The following is a 20,204-nucleotide window of genomic DNA, read 5'->3' as shown; positions in this document are numbered from 1 at the left end:
ACTGCCAACTTATTTACGGTACTTCAATCTCGTTTACGATTTTGTTGATGATGTCAACAGAAGTGATGTTTTCTGCTTCGGCTTCATAAGTAATTCCAATTCTGTGACGCAATACATCGTGAACCACGGCGCGAACATCTTCTGGAATTACATACCCACGACGTTTGATAAAAGCATAACATTTTGCAGCATTCGCTAAATTGATACTTCCACGTGGAGAAGATCCAAAACTGATTAATGGTTTCAAATCAGCTAATTTATATTTCTCCGGATAACGGGTTGCGAAGATAATATCTAGAATATATTTTTCGATTTTTTCGTCCATGTAAACCTCACGAACGGCTTCTTGCGCACGTAAAATTTGTTCTACAGAAACAACAGCATTTACTTTTTCGAAGCTTCCTTTTAGATTTTGACGAACCACCAATCTCTCGTCTTCCATTTTAGGGTAATCGATAACGGTTTTCAACATAAAACGATCGACTTGCGCTTCCGGCAAAGGATAAGTTCCTTCTTGCTCTACTGGATTTTGAGTTGCCAAAACCAAGAAAGGTCTGTCTAATTTGAAAGTAGTGTCACCAATGGTAACTTGTTTTTCCTGCATCGCTTCTAACAATGCCGATTGCACTTTAGCTGGCGCACGGTTAATCTCATCCGCAAGAACGAAATTAGCGAAAATAGGTCCTTTTTTTATAGAAAATTCATTGGATTTGATGTTGTAAATCATTGTTCCCACAACATCTGCAGGCAGTAAATCCGGAGTAAACTGGATTCGGCTAAACGAACCTTGAACAGCTTGTGACAACGTATTTATGGCTAATGTTTTTGCCAATCCTGGAACTCCTTCTAATAAAATATGTCCTTGTCCCAAAAGTCCGATTAACAATCGCTCGATCATGTGTTTTTGACCCACGATTACTTTATTCATTTCCATGGTAAGCAAATCAATAAAAGCACTTTCTCTTTCTATTTTTTCATTGATTGCTCTAATGTCCAAAGTTGTATTCTCTTCCATTTCTTTGTTTTATTTACTGTAAGTTGGGTTCTTTTTTTTTAGATGGTGCAAATTGAATTTTTTTTTAGAAGTAAGATGTTAAAAAATGGTTAAAACTTGTTATAACTCCTGTATTTTAAGGATGTTTTGTGATAGTATTTTAATAATTTTAAAGTTTCCAAAAAATGGAAGGTGAAATCAAAAATTTTTGAATTTAAATTAAAAAGTGAAGCAATTAATTTCAAGGCATCTGCATTTAAAATTTTCCGCTACGAATTGCAATAATAAACACGAATTACAACTAGTTTTTAATTACACGAATTCATAAAATAAATTGAATTCGTGTAATTCAATTTTAAATTTGATAAAAATTAGTGACAATTGGTGTAATTCGTGGCCAACTTTAAAAAATAAAATCAGTAACTTTGAGTCTAAATTCTATAAAAATGGAAATTGTAGCACAAAAAAAAGAAATTATAGATTGGATTTTATCCATTGAAGACCAGTCGGTTTTGAATGAAATTGAAATTCTTAAAAATCAAGTTAGTTTTAATTTTGACGAAGAATTTAAAAAAGGAATTTCAGGAGAAGAATTAAAAAAACGAACTACCGAATTTTTAAAAACCTTACCTTGGAAAAAGTAAATATTCTTTATAGACCCGAAGTAGAGAGTTATTTGAATGAATTGATTTTCGTTTTATTTAAAGAAAATTATTTTAGCTATTTGGAAAATTCCATTTTATATAAAGATAAAATAATCGATTTCATAGAAAATGATATTGCTACTTTTCCATCAAAAAAAACACCGTCAGCATTAAAAAATTTTGGATCAAAATACATTTTCTATAAATCAAATCAACGAACCACTTGGTATGTTTTTTTTGAAAGTAAAAAGAACAATTACCTTATTACGAATATCATAAACAGCCATTCTGAAGAATCGAAATGGCTTTGATTGAAACCTAAAGAGCAAATCATTGCTCTTTTTTATTTTAAAAAATGATTAATAAGCGTCTTTTAATTAAAAACCTTTTGGCTCACAATGATGAGAGCAGTTTTTATGACAAAAAACGACAGTTGAATTTGCATACCCGCGAAGGAAAAGCTAAATTTCTGAAACACATTTGTGCTTTATCGAACTCCAATCCGGCTAATAATTCCTATATCGTTGTGGGAGTCGAAGATCATGATAATGAAATTATAGGCGACGATTTTTTTGACGACAGTCGCATTCAGAATTTGGTCAATGCCTATTTGGAAAATCCACCGAAAATTCAATACGAAAACGTGCCTTTTCCCAATTTGCCCAAAGACAAAGTAGTTGGATTGGTAACTATAAAAGCCAAAAACAAAACTTCGCATTTCAAAAAAGGAATTCACACCATTCCTGTCAATAGCGTTTTTATTCGCAGAGGCAGTAACACGATGCCTATTGAAAACGAAATTGAAGTGGAGAAAAATTATCAAAACACAGAAACCGTTATTGGCATTGAAAATAGTTCCCGAAACAGTATTGAATACACACTTGATGGCGTGATTGACTTTATGAATTTTCGCCACAAGGATATGGCTCCAAAATACAAAGTTTTTAAAGAATTATTTGTGATTTGCTGGGCGGGAGTTCCTAAAAAGTCAAAAGATAAAACTTTTCTTTCGAGAGTTGATATTGAATTAATCAACGAGCAAATCAAGTTATTTTATTCTGCTCAAGATGTGGTAACGATTACTTTTGACGATGATTCTTTTACGATTATGGAATATGTTCCTTTGGGTTTGAATGACAAAACAAGTTACTATCCATTGGAAAAACAAACCATTCATTTTCAAGACAATGGATACTACAAAATTGAACGAGAATTTCTTTTTCAACCGCCAGAATTCAACCGAAAAATGTTGTTTCATATTTATAATTCGAATATTTCTTTACTCAATAAACTTCAAAAAAATATTGCATTAACCGAAAGGGAATTTAAAGATTTAGAAAATTTACCTTCTACTTTTATGATTTGTTACCTCAACGAATTTGAAGATGCGAAACAAAAATTGATTGACGCGAAATTGCTTTTGAAACGGTTCACTTCTGTATATTTGTCTTTCAAGGAAGCTTTGAGAATCTTGAGAAAAATGAAATATGATGTACAGTAAAATAAAAATTTAACTGCATATTCGTGAATTAATGTTTTAAATTAATAAATATTTTGCGAATTTGCGGTAAATAAAAAACAGAATGAGAACATTAGTTATAGGAGATATTCACGGAGGATTACGTGCGCTACACCAAATTATGGAAAGAGCCAATGTTACTCCACAAGATACTTTGATTTTTCTGGGCGATTATGTAGATGGCTGGAGTCAATCGCCACAGGTAATTGATTTTTTAATCGAATTGAAAACCACTCACAATTGCATTTGTATTCTAGGAAATCACGATGAATTATTGTTGGACTGGCTGACTAAAACCAAGGATAATTTAGAATGGTACAATCATGGTGGTGAGGCCACGGTTTTAGCCTACGAAAAAGTAAGTCCTGAAACGATTCAGAAACATATTGATTTTATAAAATCTTTAGCGACTTATTATCTTGACGACCAAAATCGCTTGTTTGTTCACGCTGGTTTTACCAATATGAATGGCGTTAATTTTGAATATTATCCGAGGTTGTTTTACTGGGACAGATCGCTTTGGGAAACAGCATTGGCACTGGATAAAACCATGAAAAAAGAGGATTTAGCCTATCCAAAACGATTGACTTTGTACAACGAAATCTACATTGGTCACACTCCCGTTTCTAGAATTCAAAAAACAACGCCAGTTCAAATGGCAAATGTTTGGAATGTGGACACAGGAGCAGCTTTCAAAGGACCATTAACAATTTTAGATGTCGATACCAAAGAATTTTGGCAAAGCGAACCACTTCCTAATTTGTATCCAACCGAAAAAGGAAGAAATTAAAAAGACTATATTTGCAAAAAAAATAATTAGAATAACTATGAAAAAGATTTTTACAATCGTATTATTAAGTGCATTTTCTATGGTAAATGCCCAAGCTTTTAAAGGAAAAGGGGATACTAAATTAAACATTGGTTTAACGGCTCAAAACGGAGGAAGTGGTATTCAAGCTTCGACTGATTTTGGTTTGGGAGAAAATTTCTCAATTGGGATTCTTGGTTCTTATTTACTAGGTGGAAGTCATATTGAGGATGTAGCTTTTGAATATCGCTTTGATGCAAAAGCAAGATTCAATGCTAATTTAGGAAATGTTTTAAATGTTTCTCCAAAATTCGATTTGTATCCAGGTTTGAATTTAGGTATTAAAAACTTTGGTGGTCATGTTGGAGCTCGTTATTTCTTTTCAGAAGGATTTGGTGTTTTTACTGAATTTTCTGCTCCATTTGCAAAATATGACAAGGATGCTTCTTCAAGATACAACAATGGAACTGCTTTTAGTATTGGAGCTTCTTTTAATTTGTAATAAAGAAATTTCAAATAAATCAAAAAGCGGCTTGATGAAAATCGAGCCGCTTTTTTTTGGTGGTTATCAGTTTCGTAGTGAATGGAACGCAGATGACGCGGATTTAGCGGATATTCGTTGATTTCTTAATTATAAAGTTAAATATTAAACTTTTTTATCCGTGTTTATCCGCGTCATCTGCGTTCAATTAAATTACAAATCAAATTTTATTCCTTGTGCCAATGGCAAACTCGTGGTAAAATTAATCGTGTTAGTTTGACGACGCATATAAACTTTCCAAGCATCAGAACCAGATTCACGACCGCCGCCTGTTTCTTTTTCGCCGCCAAAAGCACCACCAATTTCGGCTCCTGAAGTTCCAATATTGACATTGGCAATTCCACAATCGGAACCTGTGACTGACAGGAATAATTCCGCTTCACGCAAATTGTTGGTCATAATGGCTGATGATAATCCTTGGGCAACTCCATTCTGAATTTCGATAGCATTTTCGACCGAACCAGAATATTTCAAAAGATACAAAACTGGTGCAAAAGTTTCATGTTGAACAATTTCGAATGAATTTTCCGCTTCCGCAATCGCAGGTTTTACATAACAGCCACTTTCATAACCTTCACCCGAAAGTACGCCACCTTTTACAATAAGATTTCCTCCTTCGGCAACGACTTTTTCCAATGCTTTGGCATACATTTCAACAGCTTGGACATCAATTAATGGTCCAACGTGGTTTTTTTCGTCCAAAGGATTTCCGATTTTTAATTGACCATAAGCTGAAACCAAGGCGTCTTTTACTGTATCATAAATACTTTCGTGAATAATTAATCTTCGTGTTGAAGTACAACGTTGTCCTGCTGTTCCTACCGCACCAAAAACGGCTCCGATGATAGTCATTTTGATGTCAGCATCTGGCGTTACAATTATCGCGTTATTGCCTCCTAATTCTAACAATGATTTTCCCAAACGAGCTGCAACAGTTTGCGCCACAATTTTTCCCATTCGAGTAGAACCTGTTGCCGAAATTAATGGAATTCGCTTGTCGGTTGTCATTAATTCTCCCACTTTATAATCGCCATTGATGAGGCAGGAAATTCCCTCTGGCAAATTATTTTCTTGGATAACTTCGGCAATTATATTTTGACAGGCAATCGCACAAAGCGGTGTTTTTTCGGAAGGTTTCCAAACGCAGACATCACCGCAAATCCAAGCCAAGGCCGTATTCCAAGCCCAAACTGCCACCGGAAAATTAAAGGCCGAAATGATTCCGACAATTCCCAATGGATGATATTGTTCATACATTCGGTGTCCAGGACGCTCCGAGTGCATGGTCAAGCCGTGCAATTGACGAGAAAGCCCAACCGCAAAATCGCAGATGTCTATCATTTCCTGAACTTCGCCATACCCTTCCTGCAAGGATTTTCCCATTTCGTAGGAAACTAATTTGCCCAAAGCTTCTTTATTTTGGCGCAATTTATCTCCAAACTGACGCACGATTTCGCCTCGTTGGGGAGCTGGCATTAGTCGGAATATTTTAAAAGCTTCGGAAGCCGTTTGCACTACTTTTTCATAATCCGCTTCAGAAGTAGTTTTTACAGAAGCTATTAATTTTCCATCCACTGGCGAATAACTTTCGAGAATTGCTCCATTTGAAAAACTAGTATTTCCTGTTGACGTTCCTTCATTTATAGATTTTATGCCCAATTGATCCAGAGCTTCTTTGATTCCGAATTGTGCTGCTAATGTTGTCATTTTGTTTTTAATTTGGATGGATAAAGATACACATTGTTGAGTTAAATAGCATTAAACAGCCATTGTGCAACAATATAAAATAAAACGCCACAGATTCACAGATTAATAAAATCAGTGAACCTGTGGCGGACTTTAAAAGTGATTTTTTTCTTGAAACTAATTTTTAAACTATTTCACTTCTTTTATCAAATAAATGTAAACCGGAAAGTGATCGCTGTAACCAATTTCGTTTTCGGAATGGCGCAAGGGATAACCCGCATACCTTCCGAATTTTTCGATCATAAAAGGTTTGTTGTAAATTCCTGCTTTCCAATATTGAAAAGTAGAAAAATCAGGTTTAATTAACGTTTCGGAAACCATAATTTGGTCGAAAATATCGCCTGAATCTCTGTAGAATAAGGAAGCGTGCCCGTCTTTTGCCATTTGCTCAAAAGGGTTGAAAATGCCAAATGGTTTCACTTCCGATTTTTTGAGTTTGGCTCCAATGCCTTCTTTGATACTTTTGTTATAGCTTCCGTCATTGTAATCACCCATTGTAATGATTTTGGCATTGGGATTGACTTTATAAATAGAATCCATAATTTTTTTGCTCAATCTTCCTGCTGCTTCTCTAAAAGGACTGCTTTTTTTCTCTCCACCCGAACGTGATGGCCAGTGATTGACCATTATATTAATTTCTTCTCCGTCTAAAAATCCGGTTACCAATAGAATGTCTCTGGTATAAACTCGGTTGTCGTGAGTGATTTCGATTTTGTCTTTATCGATTCTATCCTCTTCGGTTTCTTTGTCTTTTTCGTTAGCATTTCCTCTATAAATAATTAACGGTATGTTAACAGAACTCGTCGGTTTAAAATGTTTTTTCTGATACAACAAAGCCACATCAATTCCACGTTTGTCTGGCGAATCGAAATGTACAATTCCATAATCGTTTTTCACAATATTTGGCTGTTTGACTAAATCTTCGAGAACACCACGGTTTTCAATTTCTGAACCTCCAATAAGCGTTGGTGCCTCTTTTTGCTGATCGTTAGTACCTATCTGCATCAACACTTTAGATAAATTTTCTAATTTTTGTTTGTACTTTGGAGCAGTCCATCGTTGCAATCCTTTAGGTGTCCATTCTTCGTCAAAATTAGGATTGTTGATGGTATCGAATAAGTTTTCGAAATTATAAAATGCAACCGTGTGCACGATATACTTTTTTTGTTGTGCATTAGCCTGTATTACTGAAGAAAAAATAAGCAAAACTGCAATTAGGTTTTTTATTCTCATACTTTTATATTATTTTAACGTAAAGATTGATAAAAATTCAGATGCAAAAGTAGATAATAATAATTAATAATGTAGTTTTGTATTCGTCAAGAAATCATTATTTTTTTGGCAAAATCTAAATCCATTTTTATTTATGAAAAAAATTTTACTTAGTACATTATTTGTAATACAAGTAGTCTTTGCTTTTGCCCAAACTCAAACGGGTATTTCTGGACAAGTAGTCGATTCTAAAACGCAGAATCCTCTTCAAAGTGTTATTGTAACGATACAAAACACCAATTTGATGCAACTTACGGATGCCAGTGGGAAATTTTCTTTTAAAAAAGTTGAACCTGGAAACCTTTTGGTTCATTTAAGAAGTGATGGATACAAAGATCAACTTATTCAGATTGAGATTATCGAAGGACAAACACTGGATATGGGAGTTGTTAGTTTTGAACAAGACCAAACACAAGAAAAACAAAACACTTTAATTACCATTACTGACAATGACTTGAGTGATGATAATGGAGGTTCAGAAAGTACTGCAGGATTGCTTCAGGCATCAAAAGATATTTTTTTACAAGCGGCTGCTTACAATTTTGGTCAAGCTCGATTTAATGTTCGTGGAATTGACAATGAGTATTCTAGTATTTTGATTAACGGAATTTCTATGAATCGTGTATCTGACGGAAGACCACAATACAGCAACTGGGGAGGTCTTAATGACGCCACTCGAAATCAAGAATTTACTAATGGTTCAGCTCCATCGGATTATACTTTTGGAGGAATTGCAGGAACACAATACATTAGTACAAGAGCTTCGATTTATAGACCTGGAACTAGAATCTCGTTTTTAGGAACGAATACCAACTACAGTTACCGAGCGATGGCAACTCACGCTTCAGGGATGGATAAAAACGGCTGGGCTTATGTTATTTCTGGAGGAAGAAGATGGGCTCAAGAAGGTTTTTTTGACGGAACAGATTATGCTGCAAATTCATTATTTGCCAGTATCGAAAAGAAAATTAACGACCACCATAGCATTAACTTTACTTCTATTTATGCGCAGAATAGAAGAGGAAAAAATTCACCAAACACCCAAGAAGTTACTGATTTAACAAGCTATAAATACAATTCATACTGGGGTTATCAAGAAGGTGAAAAAAGAAATTCAAGATATAAAGATGTCGAAGAGCCTATTTTTACTTTAAGTCACTACTGGAAATTCAATTCTAAAACGAAATTGCACACCAACCTTTCCTACCAATTTGGAGAAATAGGAAACAGTCGTATCGATTTTCAAAAAGCTGACAATCCTGACCCAACTTATTACAGAAACTTACCAAGTTATTACACAACATTATATACTTATAGTAATGATGTAGCTACTTACACTCCAAATTTAATAGCAGCAGAACAAGCCAAAGCCAATTTTTTGGCACAGCCTCAAGTAGATTGGACATCAATGTACCGCATTAACAATCAAAATATTGCTAACGGAAGTCGTTATGTTTTATATGAAGACCGCACCGATGATAAAACGGCTATTGCCAATACCATTCTTTCGTCTCAATTAGCGGATAATATTGTGATGAATGCTGGAGCTAGTTATACTAATTCTAGATCTTCTAACTTCAAAAATCTTTTGGATCTTTTAGGAGGAACCTATTTTAATGACATCAATATTTTTGGAATCGATGAAGATCAACAACAAGCCGATTTGAATAACCCAAAAAGAACAGCAGTTGTAGGCGATAAATACGGTTACAATTACATAGTAAATGCTACTAAAATAGATGCTTTTACGCAGTTTAAATTCACTTACGACAAAGTCGATTTCTACCTTGGACAATCTTTTACCAGAAGTTCTTATCAAAGAGAAGGTTTGTACAAAAATGGTTTTTATCCAACGAATTCCTTTGGAAAAAGCGAAAAATTACACTTCGATAATTTTGGATTCAAAGGAGGCTTGACTTATAAATTATCTGGTCAACATTATTTAGATTTCAACGGAGTTTATATGTCCAAAGCGCCTAATACTAAAGACGTTTTTCCAAACGCTCGTTTGAGTAACGACATTACTGACAACATCAAAAACGAAATGATAAGAAGTGTTGATGCCAGTTACATCATCAGAATGCCAAGCCTTAAAGCTCGTTTTACTGCTTACTTTAACGAAACCGAAAATACTACGGATATTTCTTTTTATTATGCAGATAATATTGGTGGTACTTTATCCGCTCCAACTGGCGAGTTTGTTTCAGAAGTTGTTACTGGTCAAAATAAAAGAAACAAAGGAGTAGAAGCTGGTATAGAATACAGCATTACTTCTACTTTGAAAGCTACTGCAGTAGCTGCTTTTGGAGAATACACTTATACCAACAACCCTAATTTAGCCATTCATGCTGATGGAGAAATAGACGACATTTTCAACGGAACGGCTAATATGGAAGGCTACAAACAAGGTGGAATGCCACAACAAGCTTATTCTGTTGGATTAGAATACCGTGATCCAAAATTCTGGTGGATTAGTGCCAATGCCAATTATTTGTCTAATAATTATTTAGATGTTGCACCTTTATTAAGAACAGCAAAGTTCACAACAGAATCAGCTCAAATCAGAGCTAATTTTCCTTATGATGCTGATTTGGCAGCAAACTATTTAGCCCAAGAAAAATTTGACTCTTTCATTCTTGTAAACCTTGTAGGAGGAAAATCTTGGAGAATTAAAGACAAAACTTTGGGATTGTTTGCTAACGTTAACAATGTATTTGATATTGTTTACAAAACCGGTGGATTCGAGCAAGCTCGTAACGCAACTTATAGCGAATTATACAAAGATCATCAGGGACCAACACGCTCTTTCGGTTCAAAATATTTCTACGGATACGGAAGAACATTTATGGTTAACCTCTATTTAAACTTTTAAGAATTAAGCGTTATAATAAATATCAACTTATGAAAAATATACTAAAATATAGCGGCATCGTTTTGGCATCCATTGTTTTGCTTTCAAGCTGTGTAAACGATACTTACGACACTCCTACATTTGACTGTGTAGATCCTGGTTTGACAAAAACCAAAGAAGTAGCAGCTTTATACACCAGTGCTCCAGCAAATGGAACAACACTAATTTATCCCGCAGCTACAAAAGATCCTGTAACAGGTAAAGAAATTTTCGATTACATCGAAGCTTATGTAATTTCAAGTGACGAAGGAGGAAATTTCTATAAGAGCATGTACTTTCAACCCACTGATGGTTCTAAAGGATTCAACTTGTCTGTTGATGAAGTAAATATGTATGGCAAAGACTTTCAACCGGGTAAAAAAGTGTTTTTGAAACTAAACGGCTTGGCTTATGCTAACCCAACAGGTTTTGGAAGAGGATTAATATTTGGAGCAGCTCCTACAGAACAGTTTGCCGTAGATAGACTAGCAACTTCAGATTATCCTAAACACCTTATCCCTTCTTGTGATATTGTAAGTGAAGATGCAATTGTCAAAAAAATAACACTAGCCCAAGCGCTTAACGGAGCTAATTATTTGAATACTTTAGTAGAAATTGATGATGTGCAGTTTGCTGATGAATCGGCTGGAGGAACTTATGATTCCAATAGAAATGACGATTTTGATTCTAGTATTTTTGTAACCAACGGAACCAGTAATCTAACGATTAGAACCAGTAGATTTGCTAATTTTGCGGGATATAAAGTTCCATCTGGTAAAGGAAAAATAAGAGGAGTTTTGACCAGATACAATTCTACTTATCAAATCATAATGAGAACCGAGCGTGATGCCAATATGCCAAATCCTAGAGTGGATTATACTCCAGCATTAGTAGGAACAAATTCTACTGTTTTCCCAGCAACTGTAAACGAAACTTTTGAAAGTTATGCTGTTGCACTAACTAATTTCCCAAATTATATTAGTGATTCGTCAGTGGGTTCTAGATATTTTGCAGTTACATCGTTTAGTGGAAATAAATACATCCAAATGACATCGTTTGGATCAGGTGGCACCAATAATTCTTATTTATTTGTTCCAGTAAATATGACAGCTGCAAGCAACTTTTCATTTCGTTCGAATATGGGATTTTGGAACGGAGCAGTTTTGAAAGTATATTACGTTTTAGCTGCTGATTACACTCCTGGAGGTGCAATTGATGTTACCAAAATGACCAATATTACTTCTAGTTTTACCATTCCTACTACACCTACTTCTGGTTATGGAGCTACATTTACAGCAAGTGGCAATTATGCTATTCCAGCAACTGTAACTGGCAACGGCTATTTTGTATTTGAATATGCTGGTAGTGCTTCGGCTTTTCCTGCCGTAACCACCACTTTGCAATTGGATAACATTACAGTAAATTAATTATTGCAAAAAATAAGTTCAAAAAGGCTTCCTTTATGGAGGCCTTTTTTGTACCCTAAATTCAATTCTCATGAAAAACCTACTTGCCCTACTCCTTTTTCTATTTGCTTTTGCGTCCAATGCACAAGTCGTCATCAACGAACTCGATTCGGATACGCCGAGTACAGATGACAAAGAATTTATCGAATTAAAATCAGTAACGCCCAACTTTCCTTTAGATGGCTATGTTTTGGTTTTTTTCAACGGAAATGCTACAGCTTCAACCGCTAACAGAAGTTATTACACTATTGATTTAGATGGATTAATCACCGATGCTAACGGAATTGTTCTTATTGGAAATTCGCAAATTTCTCCTGCTCCAGACAAAATATTTCCAGATAATATCATCCAAAATGGTGCCGATGGAGTTGCATTGTATTTAGGAAATGCTTCTGATTTTCCAGACGATACTTTGGCAACATCGGTAAATTTAATTGATGCTTTAATGTACGACACCAATGATGCCGATGCTACAGCTTTAATGAATTTATTGGGAGTCAGTGTGCAAATTAATGAAAATGCAAACAGTCTTCAAACCACCCAATCCGTTCAAAGAAAAAATGACGGAACTTATGAAACCAAAAATCCAACGCCTGGTGCGAATAATGATGGAAGCGGAATCATCTTCAACGGAATCACGATAACTGCTAACACTACCGACAAGAATGAAGGCGCAAGTTTCCCAATTACTTTCACCACCCAAATCAATGTTACGACTGATTTGACTTTCAATTTTACTTTGAATAATTCGTCTTTCACGACTGGAGATTTCACAGGTAACACAACCGTTTTTATTCCTGCGGGTTCCAATAGTTTCGTGGCGAATATCACCATTATTGACGATATTTTAGATGAAGGCGATGAAATTCTAAAAATTAAATTTGGCACAATTCCATCACAATACAAACGACTCAATGATAACATCGAAATTCGAATTATTGACAATGATTTTACCGTTGCTCCATTTGGAACACCTTTAAATCCAACGTACGGAATTGTTTCCAGCACAGCTCCTGCGGGATATTATTCCACTCTCGAAGGACTTTCTGGAACTGCTCTAAAGCAAGCACTTCAAGATATTATTGCCAATCCAGCCGTTGTGCACGCTCATAATTATGGCGACGTTATCGAAATTCTAAAAACTGCCGATCAAAACCCACTGAACAGCAACGAGGTTTGGTTGATGTATGTGGAGCAATCCCGTTCCAAATTAGAATTTCAAGATACTGGAATCAATACCGGAAAATGGAATCGGGAACACATTTACCCACAATCTCGTGGTGGTTTTACCGACGGAACCGAAAGCATTCCCGATGGAATCGATATTTGGTTGCCTACCAATGCCAACGATATTCTGGCCGGTCACGCCGATGCGCATCATCTTCGAGCCGAAGACGGAGCCGAAAACAGTTTGCGTAGCAACAAAGATTATGGATTAACAGGTTATAATGGACCAACGGGTAACAAAAATTCTTGGAAAGGTGATGTCGCTCGTTCCGTATTTTATATGGCTGTTCGCTATAATGCCTTGAGTGTTATCAACGGCGATATTGCGGATACAACCGTCGGACAATTGGGCGACTTGACATCTTTATTAACTTGGAATACTTTAGACCCATCAGATGACTTCGAAATGAATAGAAATAATTACATTTACACTTGGCAAGTCAATAGAAATCCATTTATAGATTATCCCGATTTGGCGAATTATATTTGGGGTTCGAAAGTAGGACAAGCGTGGCATTCGAATCTAGCAACGAATGATTATGCGAGTCTAAAAGCAACCATTTTTACAAATCCAGCGCAAAAAACAATTACCATTTCTGGATTGAACGAAAAGGGAATTATCGAAATATACAACAGCCTTGGAGCAAAAGTATTGGAAACGAATTTCATTGGCGAAACCCAAATAAACATTGATTTACCAACTGGAATTTATTTTGCCAAAATCAATTCAGAGCATAAAACCATTGTCAAAAAAATAATAATTGAATAAAATATGATTCCCATTAGAAGTCTTTTTAAAACCAATTCGGCTGTTTTTTATAAACTTCTAATGCTTATTTTTGTTTTTCAACTATCGAATATTCAAGCTCAAACTACTATGATTACACCACCTTATTTACAAAAAGGAGATACCATTGCGATTGTCGCAACTGCCCGAAAAAACATCGACGACAACCTAAAACCTACTATAAATTTATTAAAATCTTGGGGTTTAGAAGTCGTTATTGGAAGTACAATCGGATTAGACAATAATCAATTAGCAGGAACCGATGAACAACGTGCTTCCGATTTTCAAAAGCAAATGGACAATCCGAATATCAAAGCTATTTGGTGTGCTCGTGGTGGTTACGGAACCGTTCGAATGATTGATTTATTGGATTTTACCCAATTCAAACAAAACCCAAAATGGATCGTAGGTTTTAGCGATGTTACGGTTTTGCACAATCATTTGAATACTTTGGGTTACAAATCCATTCACGGAACGATGCCTGTGAGTATTGCCACGACAGCTCCCGAATCGATTGCTACTCTAAAAAAAGCATTGTTTGGCGAACCATTAACCTATCAAATTAATTCATCCCCGATGAATCGTTTTGGAAAAGCTACTGGCGAATTGGTAGGCGGCAATTTATCTATTTTGTATAGTTTATTCGGCTCTAAATCGGCTATTGATTGTACGGATAAAATTTTATTTATAGAAGATTTGGACGAATACCTCTATCACATTGACCGAATGATGATGAACCTAAAACGCAACGGCTGTCTCGAAAGCATCAAAGGAATTATTGTGGGCGGAATGACCAAGATGAAAGACAATGACATTCCGTGGGGCAAAAACGCCAATGAAATTGTTCAGGATATAACCCAAAAATACAATATTCCAATTCTCTATAATTTCCCAGCAGGTCACGTGAAAGACAACAGAGCTTTGATAATGGGGAATGTTGTGAGTTTGGATGTGAATGAGAATGGAGGTATGGTGGTTTTTGAGTAAAGAATATAGTTAATAACTTTGTTCCTATAAAAAATAAGAAAATAATTTTTAATGAAATCTAAACTTAATATAACAGAATTTAGAGCGAAATTAACAGAAAATACGAAAATTGGCTTACCACAATTAAGAGTAAACTTTGGGATTTTTTCTATATTTTTTTTTAATTCAAAATGCTTTTATGGAAATTTTGATGATTCAACTTTTCGCCTTACAATAAACTATAATTTTACTTCTGCTATATACATACTTAAAGGGAAATATCAAAATACTGATAACAAACTAAAATTAAATTATACTGTTGAACCTTTAAGTAAAGTAGGGATTATTTGGATGAAATATTTCCCATTTGTTGCACTAATTGGCGTCAATAGTTTTTTCTATTTTAATTTTAACAATACCCCAATTTTTGTATATATCCTATTTAATTTATTTACTATTTTTAGTTTTCTTCACTTAAGATGGAGTTTGAAACGAGAAAATAAAAAATTGGTGCAAAAATTCAATAAAATATTTGAAGTTATTGAATGAGAAAAAACTTTTAAACATAAAGATGACTTCAAAATTGAGATATGACATTTAATAATGATCCCAGAATAAGAGTTTTTTTATTTAGCATTGCTTTGTTAATTATTGGTCTTTCCTATTTAACCAAAGTTTTATCAGACAATATCCTTTATAATTATTTAGACAACTTTAAATCTAAATTCACTGTAAATATTTTGGTAGGTTTTCATTGGTCAATATCAGTTATATTAGCTTGTATATTTCCCGATTATCTGACAAAATATAATTTCTTTAAAGATATTTTTGAAGACAGTGAAGTATGGATGTATTTAACAACGTTATGCGTTTTTTTTATTTCTCTAATAGTGGTTGGTTCAATATTAAACTTAATATTTTGTCGCAGAGTTATAAAAGGGAATATTGACAAAAGAACAAACCCATAATAGCTACAACAGTCTCTTCTCTTTTTTCTGAAATCTAAATTCTAAATTCTGCAATCTAAACTATGGCTCAACACAACGAATTAGGAAAATTAGGAGAAGAATTAGCTATAGAATATCTTCAGAAAGAAGGCTATGAAATTCTGGAAACCAATTGGACGTTTCAAAAAGCCGAAATCGACATCATTGCCCAAAAAGAGGATACACTTGCCGTGGTGGAAGTAAAAACCCGTTCCTCTCTCGAATTTGGTTTACCACAAGATTTTGTGAAGCCCAAAAAAATTCAACTTTTGGTAAAAGCTGTAAACGAATACGTAGTTTTTAAAAATTTAGATGTTGACGTTCGTTTTGACATAATTGCCATTCACAAAGAAGGCAAATCTTTTGTAATTGAACACCTTATCGATGCTTTTTATCATTTTTAGTAAAAAAAATTGATGTTATATTTGTAACAAATTGTTTTTTATGTATCTTTGCCCAGATTTAAGGCAAAAAAACTACGTATAAATTACGTAAAAACACTTAATCCCTTGTAAAATAAGGATAGTTGAGATTGGTTTGCAAATACTGATTTTTAAATACTGATTTTATTAGGTTACAAAAACATCAAAAAGCAGCTTTATGAAAACAGTTTCCTCTATTGTAGAAAATTACATCAAAACCAAACCATTTTTGCTAAACGCTTTGTCGTTAGGAATCATCAATTTAACCTCTTTGTCCAGAAACATCATGGTCGAATTGGAGAGTGAATTTGGTAAAGAAGTGAAACAAGGTGCTGTTGTAATGGCGCTAAAAAGACTGACCGAAGAACTCGACTTTAGACTGAACCACAAAATCAATAAAGTAATCAAGAATATTGGTGAAATCACTGTCCGTTCAGCACTGACCGATTATACTTTTGCTGCATCAGATACCGTTTTGAACAAACAAGCCGATTTGATCACAGACATTAACACTTTTGCAGATATTTTTTATACGTCTTCAAGAGGCGTAAACGAAACCAATATTGTAGTTAGCAACACCGTAAATCATTTGGTTGACAAACATTTTGCCAACGAAAAACTGATTCAAAAACTGGAAAATTTAGCTTCGATTACGGTAAAATTACCTAAAGAAAACATCGTTGTTCCTGGAATTTATTATTTCATTTTTCAGCGTTTAGCGTGGGAAGGAATCATCATTAATGAAGTAATTTCGACTTCTAATGAATTTACGATTTTAGTAAGTGAAGATGAAGTAGATGTGGCTTTCAAGGTTATTAAAGATTTGAAAAACTAATAGACTCATTTAATAATTCATTTAACCGCAGATTCGCTGATTTTTAAAATCTGTGAATCTGCGGTTAACTTTTTTATAAACTAAAATCAAAATCATCCAAAAGACTTTACTTTTAACTAATTTTGGATTTTAGAAATTAGATTACCTATGCTAACTCCATCTTATCAAAAGTTAAAAGACATTTTATCGACCTCTATCGATCCCAAACGTATTTTGACCAATTCATTGCAAACCCTTGCTTATGGAACCGATGCCAGTTTTTATAGACTCATTCCTAAAATTGTAATTCTGGCTCACAACGAAGCCGAAGTAATCGAAATAGTAAAGCAAGCCAAAAAGCTTGATATTGCTTTGACTTTTCGTGCCGCAGGAACGAGTTTGTCCGGTCAGGCGATTACCGATTCTGTTTTGGTAGTGGCTACGCATGGCTGGAAAAGTTTTGAACTTTTAGAAAACAATCAGAAAATAAAATTAGAACCCGGAATTGTAGGTGCACGAGCCAATACTTTTTTGGCACCACACGGATTAAAAATTGGTCCAGATCCTGCTTCTATCGGAGCGGCGATGATTGGCGGAATTGTTGCCAATAATGCTAGTGGTATGTGCTGCGGAACCGCTCAAAATTCCTATCAAACCATAGCCGATATCCGAATTGTATTGAATGACGGAACTATTTTGGATACTGCAGATACCGAAAGTGTTACGGATTTCAGAAACAATCAAAAGGCTTTAATTCAGGAAATTGAAAACTTAAGAGATACTATCAAAAGTGATGAAACGCTCTATCATCTCATCAAAAATAAATTCAAAATAAAAAACACCACAGGCTACAGCATCAATGCCCTGGTCGATTATCAGGATCCGATTGAAATCATCAAACATTTGATGGTAGGTTCAGAAGGAACTCTGGCTTTTATTTCGAATGTGACTTTCAAAACCGTTATTGATGAAAAGCATAAATCTTGTTCCTTGATAATTTTCCACAGCATTCAAGATGCCTGCAATGCCACTATTTTATTAAAATCAGCTCCGGTTGCAGCGGTGGAATTATTGGACAGGGAATCCATTCGCTCGGTAGAATTCGATCCTGATGCTCCAGAATATTTTAGAACTTTACCCGAATCGGCCTGTGCTTTATTGGTCGAATGCCGCGATAATGATTTAGATAATATGCTGCTCAAACAGCTTAAAATCCGTTCAGAGATTGAATCGATTCCAACCTTTGCGGAATATGAATTTACTTCAAATCCCAAACAATATTATTTCAATTGGAAAGCTAGAAAAGGTTTACTACCAACCGTTGGCGGACTGCGAAAAAATGGAACTTCTGTAATTATTGAAGATGTCGCTTTCCCATTGCCTCAACTAGCCGATGCTTGCGTGGCAATGAAAGAATTGTTCCAAAAACATGAATACCACGATGCCGTGATGTTTGGACACGCTTTGGAAGGGAATCTGCATTTGGTTTTTTCTCAAGATTTTTCGAACCAAACCGAAGTGGATCGTTACGAAAAACTGATGTCAGAGTTGGCTATTTTGGTCGTAGATCGTTTTAATGGATCTTTGAAAGCAGAACACGGAACAGGTCGTAATATGGCTCCATTTGTCGAAAAAGAATGGGGAACAAAGGCTTACGAAATTATGAAACGCATCAAAACTATTTTTGATCCTCATAATAAAATTAATCCCGATGTTTTAATCAATCCCGATCCGAAGGCACATCTCAAAAATTTAAAACCAATGCCCGAATCCCATGCCATTGTTGACAAATGTATGGAATGTGGATTTTGTGAACCCCATTGCGTTTCCGAAGGTCTGACCTTATCGCCAAGACAGCGTATTGTGATTGCCCGGGAAATCAGCCGTTTGGAAGAAACGAATGATAATCCAAAACGATTGGCTGACATTAGAAAAGACGTAACTTATCAGCTGGACGAAACTTGTGCAACCGATGGACTTTGTGCTTTGGCCTGTCCTGTTTATATTGATACCGGGAAATTTGTAAAAGAATGGCGTGCGAATGAATTAAATGCCAGCGATAAAAATGTTGCGAATTACATAGGTTCACATATGGCTGGAACTACAACAGTTTTAAGAATGGGATTAAAATCAGTTTCTTTTTTTCATTCACTATTTGGAAATACCATTATGAATACTTTATCCAATGGATTGCATTTTATAAGTTTTGGAAAAGTGCCAAAATGGATTCCAGAAATGCCAAAAGGAGCCGACAAAATAACGACAAAAAATTGACCGCAGATTCGGCAGATTATTTTTTGACTTCAATAAATGATTTATCAGATTTACAATTAAAAAATCCGTGAATCTGCGGTTAAACTTTTAATAAAAAACAATGAACACAACCTCTGATTTAAAAGTAGTTTACTTTCCTTCCTGCATCAACAGAAGTATGGGTAAAAACAGTTTTCAAACTGCAGACGATCTTCAGTTGACTGCCTTAACCCATCAATTATTGGTCCGTGCCGGTTTTACCATCATCTATCCCGAATCAATAGATAGTCATTGCTGTGGAATGCCATTTTCGAGTAAAGGTTTTGCAGAAGCCAATCACAGACAATCCGGTGCCTTGGAAAACGCCCTTTTAAAAGCTTCGGAAAACGGAAAATATCCCATTCTATATGATATGAGTCCATGTTTTTATCATTCGGCAGCAGAATTTTCGAATGTCTTAAAAATTATGGATCCTATCGAATTTATGTTGGATTATGTGATGCCACATTTGACTGTAAAAAACAAAAAAGATACCGTTGCAATTTTTCCCGTTTGTTCGGTCAAAAAAATTGGAAAAACAGACCAACTTATTGCCTTGTCTCATCTCTGTGCTGATAATGTTACTATAATTGACAGTAATTGTTGTGGTTTTGCAGGCGACAGAGGTTTTCTGGTTCCAGAATTGCGCGAACACGGATTACGGAATTTAAAACAACAAATACCGACTCATTGCAAAGAAGGTTATTCCACGAGTAGAACCTGTGAAATTGGACTAGAAAATGTAAGTGGCATTGATTTTAAATCTATTTTTTATTTGGTGGATGAAGTGACGAAATAAAAAAATCCAACACAAATTTATTTAAAAATTC

The 20,204-nt window shown here is 35.0% G+C and carries 18 protein-coding genes; 15 read left to right on the top strand and 3 right to left on the bottom strand.

The window, feature by feature from the left end; genetic code table 11:
* Positions 1–13: 13 nt before the first annotated feature.
* Entirely contained in the window at positions 14–1,015 is a 1,002-nt protein-coding gene (locus OZP15_RS02050) for an AAA family ATPase (protein ID WP_269226847.1), read from the bottom strand.
* Between the two features lie 425 nt (positions 1,016–1,440).
* Here OZP15_RS02050 and OZP15_RS02045 point away from each other — a divergent pair, with 425 nt between their 5' ends.
* The 5 genes from OZP15_RS02045 to OZP15_RS02025 all read left to right on the top strand — a co-directional run bounded on the left by OZP15_RS02045 (position 1,441) and on the right by OZP15_RS02025 (position 4,467).
* A complete protein-coding gene (locus tag OZP15_RS02045; RefSeq protein WP_281336870.1) occupies positions 1,441–1,638 on the top strand; it encodes a hypothetical protein in 198 nt (65 codons plus the stop codon).
* Positions 1,626–1,949 carry a hypothetical protein gene (locus tag OZP15_RS02040; RefSeq protein WP_281336869.1) on the top strand — a complete coding sequence of 108 codons (324 nt, stop codon included), beginning with the start codon at positions 1,626–1,628 and terminating at the stop codon, positions 1,947–1,949. The genes OZP15_RS02045 and OZP15_RS02040 overlap by 13 nt, the downstream gene beginning before the upstream one ends.
* 44 nt (positions 1,950–1,993) lie before the next feature.
* Positions 1,994–3,139 (top strand): ATP-binding protein, encoded by a 1,146-nt coding sequence (locus tag OZP15_RS02035; protein ID WP_269226844.1) that lies wholly within the window; start codon positions 1,994–1,996, stop codon positions 3,137–3,139.
* A gap of 82 nt (positions 3,140–3,221) precedes the next feature.
* The gene (locus OZP15_RS02030; RefSeq protein WP_269226843.1) at positions 3,222–3,947 is read left to right on the top strand and encodes a metallophosphoesterase family protein; all 726 of its coding nucleotides are present in this window, start codon (positions 3,222–3,224) and stop codon (positions 3,945–3,947) included.
* A gap of 37 nt (positions 3,948–3,984) precedes the next feature.
* Positions 3,985–4,467, top strand: a complete 483-nt coding sequence (locus OZP15_RS02025; RefSeq protein ID WP_281336868.1) for a DUF6646 family protein — start codon at positions 3,985–3,987, stop codon at positions 4,465–4,467.
* A 192-nt stretch (positions 4,468–4,659) separates the two neighbouring features.
* Here OZP15_RS02025 and amaB read toward each other — a convergent pair whose 3' ends face one another.
* Both amaB and OZP15_RS02015 read right to left on the bottom strand, forming a co-directional pair.
* The gene (gene amaB, locus OZP15_RS02020; RefSeq protein WP_269226842.1) at positions 4,660–6,213 is read right to left on the bottom strand and encodes an L-piperidine-6-carboxylate dehydrogenase; all 1,554 of its coding nucleotides are present in this window, start codon (positions 6,211–6,213) and stop codon (positions 4,660–4,662) included.
* A 168-nt stretch (positions 6,214–6,381) separates the two neighbouring features.
* Positions 6,382–7,485, bottom strand: coding sequence for an endonuclease/exonuclease/phosphatase family protein (locus OZP15_RS02015; protein WP_281336867.1), 1,104 nt, complete (start codon positions 7,483–7,485; stop codon positions 6,382–6,384).
* A 133-nt stretch (positions 7,486–7,618) separates the two neighbouring features.
* Here OZP15_RS02015 and OZP15_RS02010 point away from each other — a divergent pair, with 133 nt between their 5' ends.
* From OZP15_RS02010 to OZP15_RS01965, 10 genes are all read left to right on the top strand, one after another.
* Entirely contained in the window at positions 7,619–10,396 is a 2,778-nt protein-coding gene (locus tag OZP15_RS02010) for a carboxypeptidase-like regulatory domain-containing protein (protein ID WP_281336866.1), read from the top strand.
* Between the two features lie 29 nt (positions 10,397–10,425).
* Positions 10,426–11,841, top strand: a complete 1,416-nt coding sequence (locus tag OZP15_RS02005; RefSeq protein ID WP_281336865.1) for a DUF5689 domain-containing protein — start codon at positions 10,426–10,428, stop codon at positions 11,839–11,841.
* Positions 11,842–11,911: 70 nt separating this feature from the next.
* Positions 11,912–13,876 carry an endonuclease gene (locus tag OZP15_RS02000; RefSeq protein ID WP_281336864.1) on the top strand — a complete coding sequence of 655 codons (1,965 nt, stop codon included), beginning with the start codon at positions 11,912–11,914 and terminating at the stop codon, positions 13,874–13,876.
* Positions 13,877–13,879: 3 nt separating this feature from the next.
* Positions 13,880–14,881, top strand: coding sequence for a S66 peptidase family protein (locus tag OZP15_RS01995; protein ID WP_432419382.1), 1,002 nt, complete (start codon positions 13,880–13,882; stop codon positions 14,879–14,881).
* Between the two features lie 51 nt (positions 14,882–14,932).
* Positions 14,933–15,409, top strand: a complete 477-nt coding sequence (locus OZP15_RS01990; protein WP_281336863.1) for a hypothetical protein — start codon at positions 14,933–14,935, stop codon at positions 15,407–15,409.
* A gap of 41 nt (positions 15,410–15,450) precedes the next feature.
* Complete coding sequence (locus tag OZP15_RS01985; protein ID WP_281336862.1) at positions 15,451–15,828, top strand: hypothetical protein; 378 nt, start codon at positions 15,451–15,453, stop codon at positions 15,826–15,828.
* Positions 15,829–15,890: 62 nt separating this feature from the next.
* Positions 15,891–16,250 (top strand): YraN family protein, encoded by a 360-nt coding sequence (locus OZP15_RS01980; protein WP_281336861.1) that lies wholly within the window; start codon positions 15,891–15,893, stop codon positions 16,248–16,250.
* Between the two features lie 196 nt (positions 16,251–16,446).
* On the top strand, positions 16,447–17,103 hold the full coding sequence (locus OZP15_RS01975; RefSeq protein WP_269226839.1) for an aspartate kinase: 657 nt from the start codon (positions 16,447–16,449) through the stop codon (positions 17,101–17,103).
* 147 nt (positions 17,104–17,250) lie between these two features.
* Positions 17,251–19,356: an FAD-binding and (Fe-S)-binding domain-containing protein gene (locus tag OZP15_RS01970; RefSeq protein WP_281336860.1), complete on the top strand. Its 2,106-nt coding sequence runs from the start codon at positions 17,251–17,253 to the stop codon at positions 19,354–19,356.
* 100 nt (positions 19,357–19,456) lie between these two features.
* Positions 19,457–20,173: a heterodisulfide reductase-related iron-sulfur binding cluster gene (locus OZP15_RS01965; RefSeq protein WP_269226838.1), complete on the top strand. Its 717-nt coding sequence runs from the start codon at positions 19,457–19,459 to the stop codon at positions 20,171–20,173.
* Positions 20,174–20,204 lie beyond the last annotated feature (31 nt).

Origin of the sequence: Flavobacterium eburneipallidum (assembly GCF_027111355.2) — a bacterium.
GTDB classification, from domain to species: domain Bacteria; phylum Bacteroidota; class Bacteroidia; order Flavobacteriales; family Flavobacteriaceae; genus Flavobacterium; species Flavobacterium eburneipallidum.
This window is presented reverse-complemented; position numbering and strand designations above follow the sequence as displayed.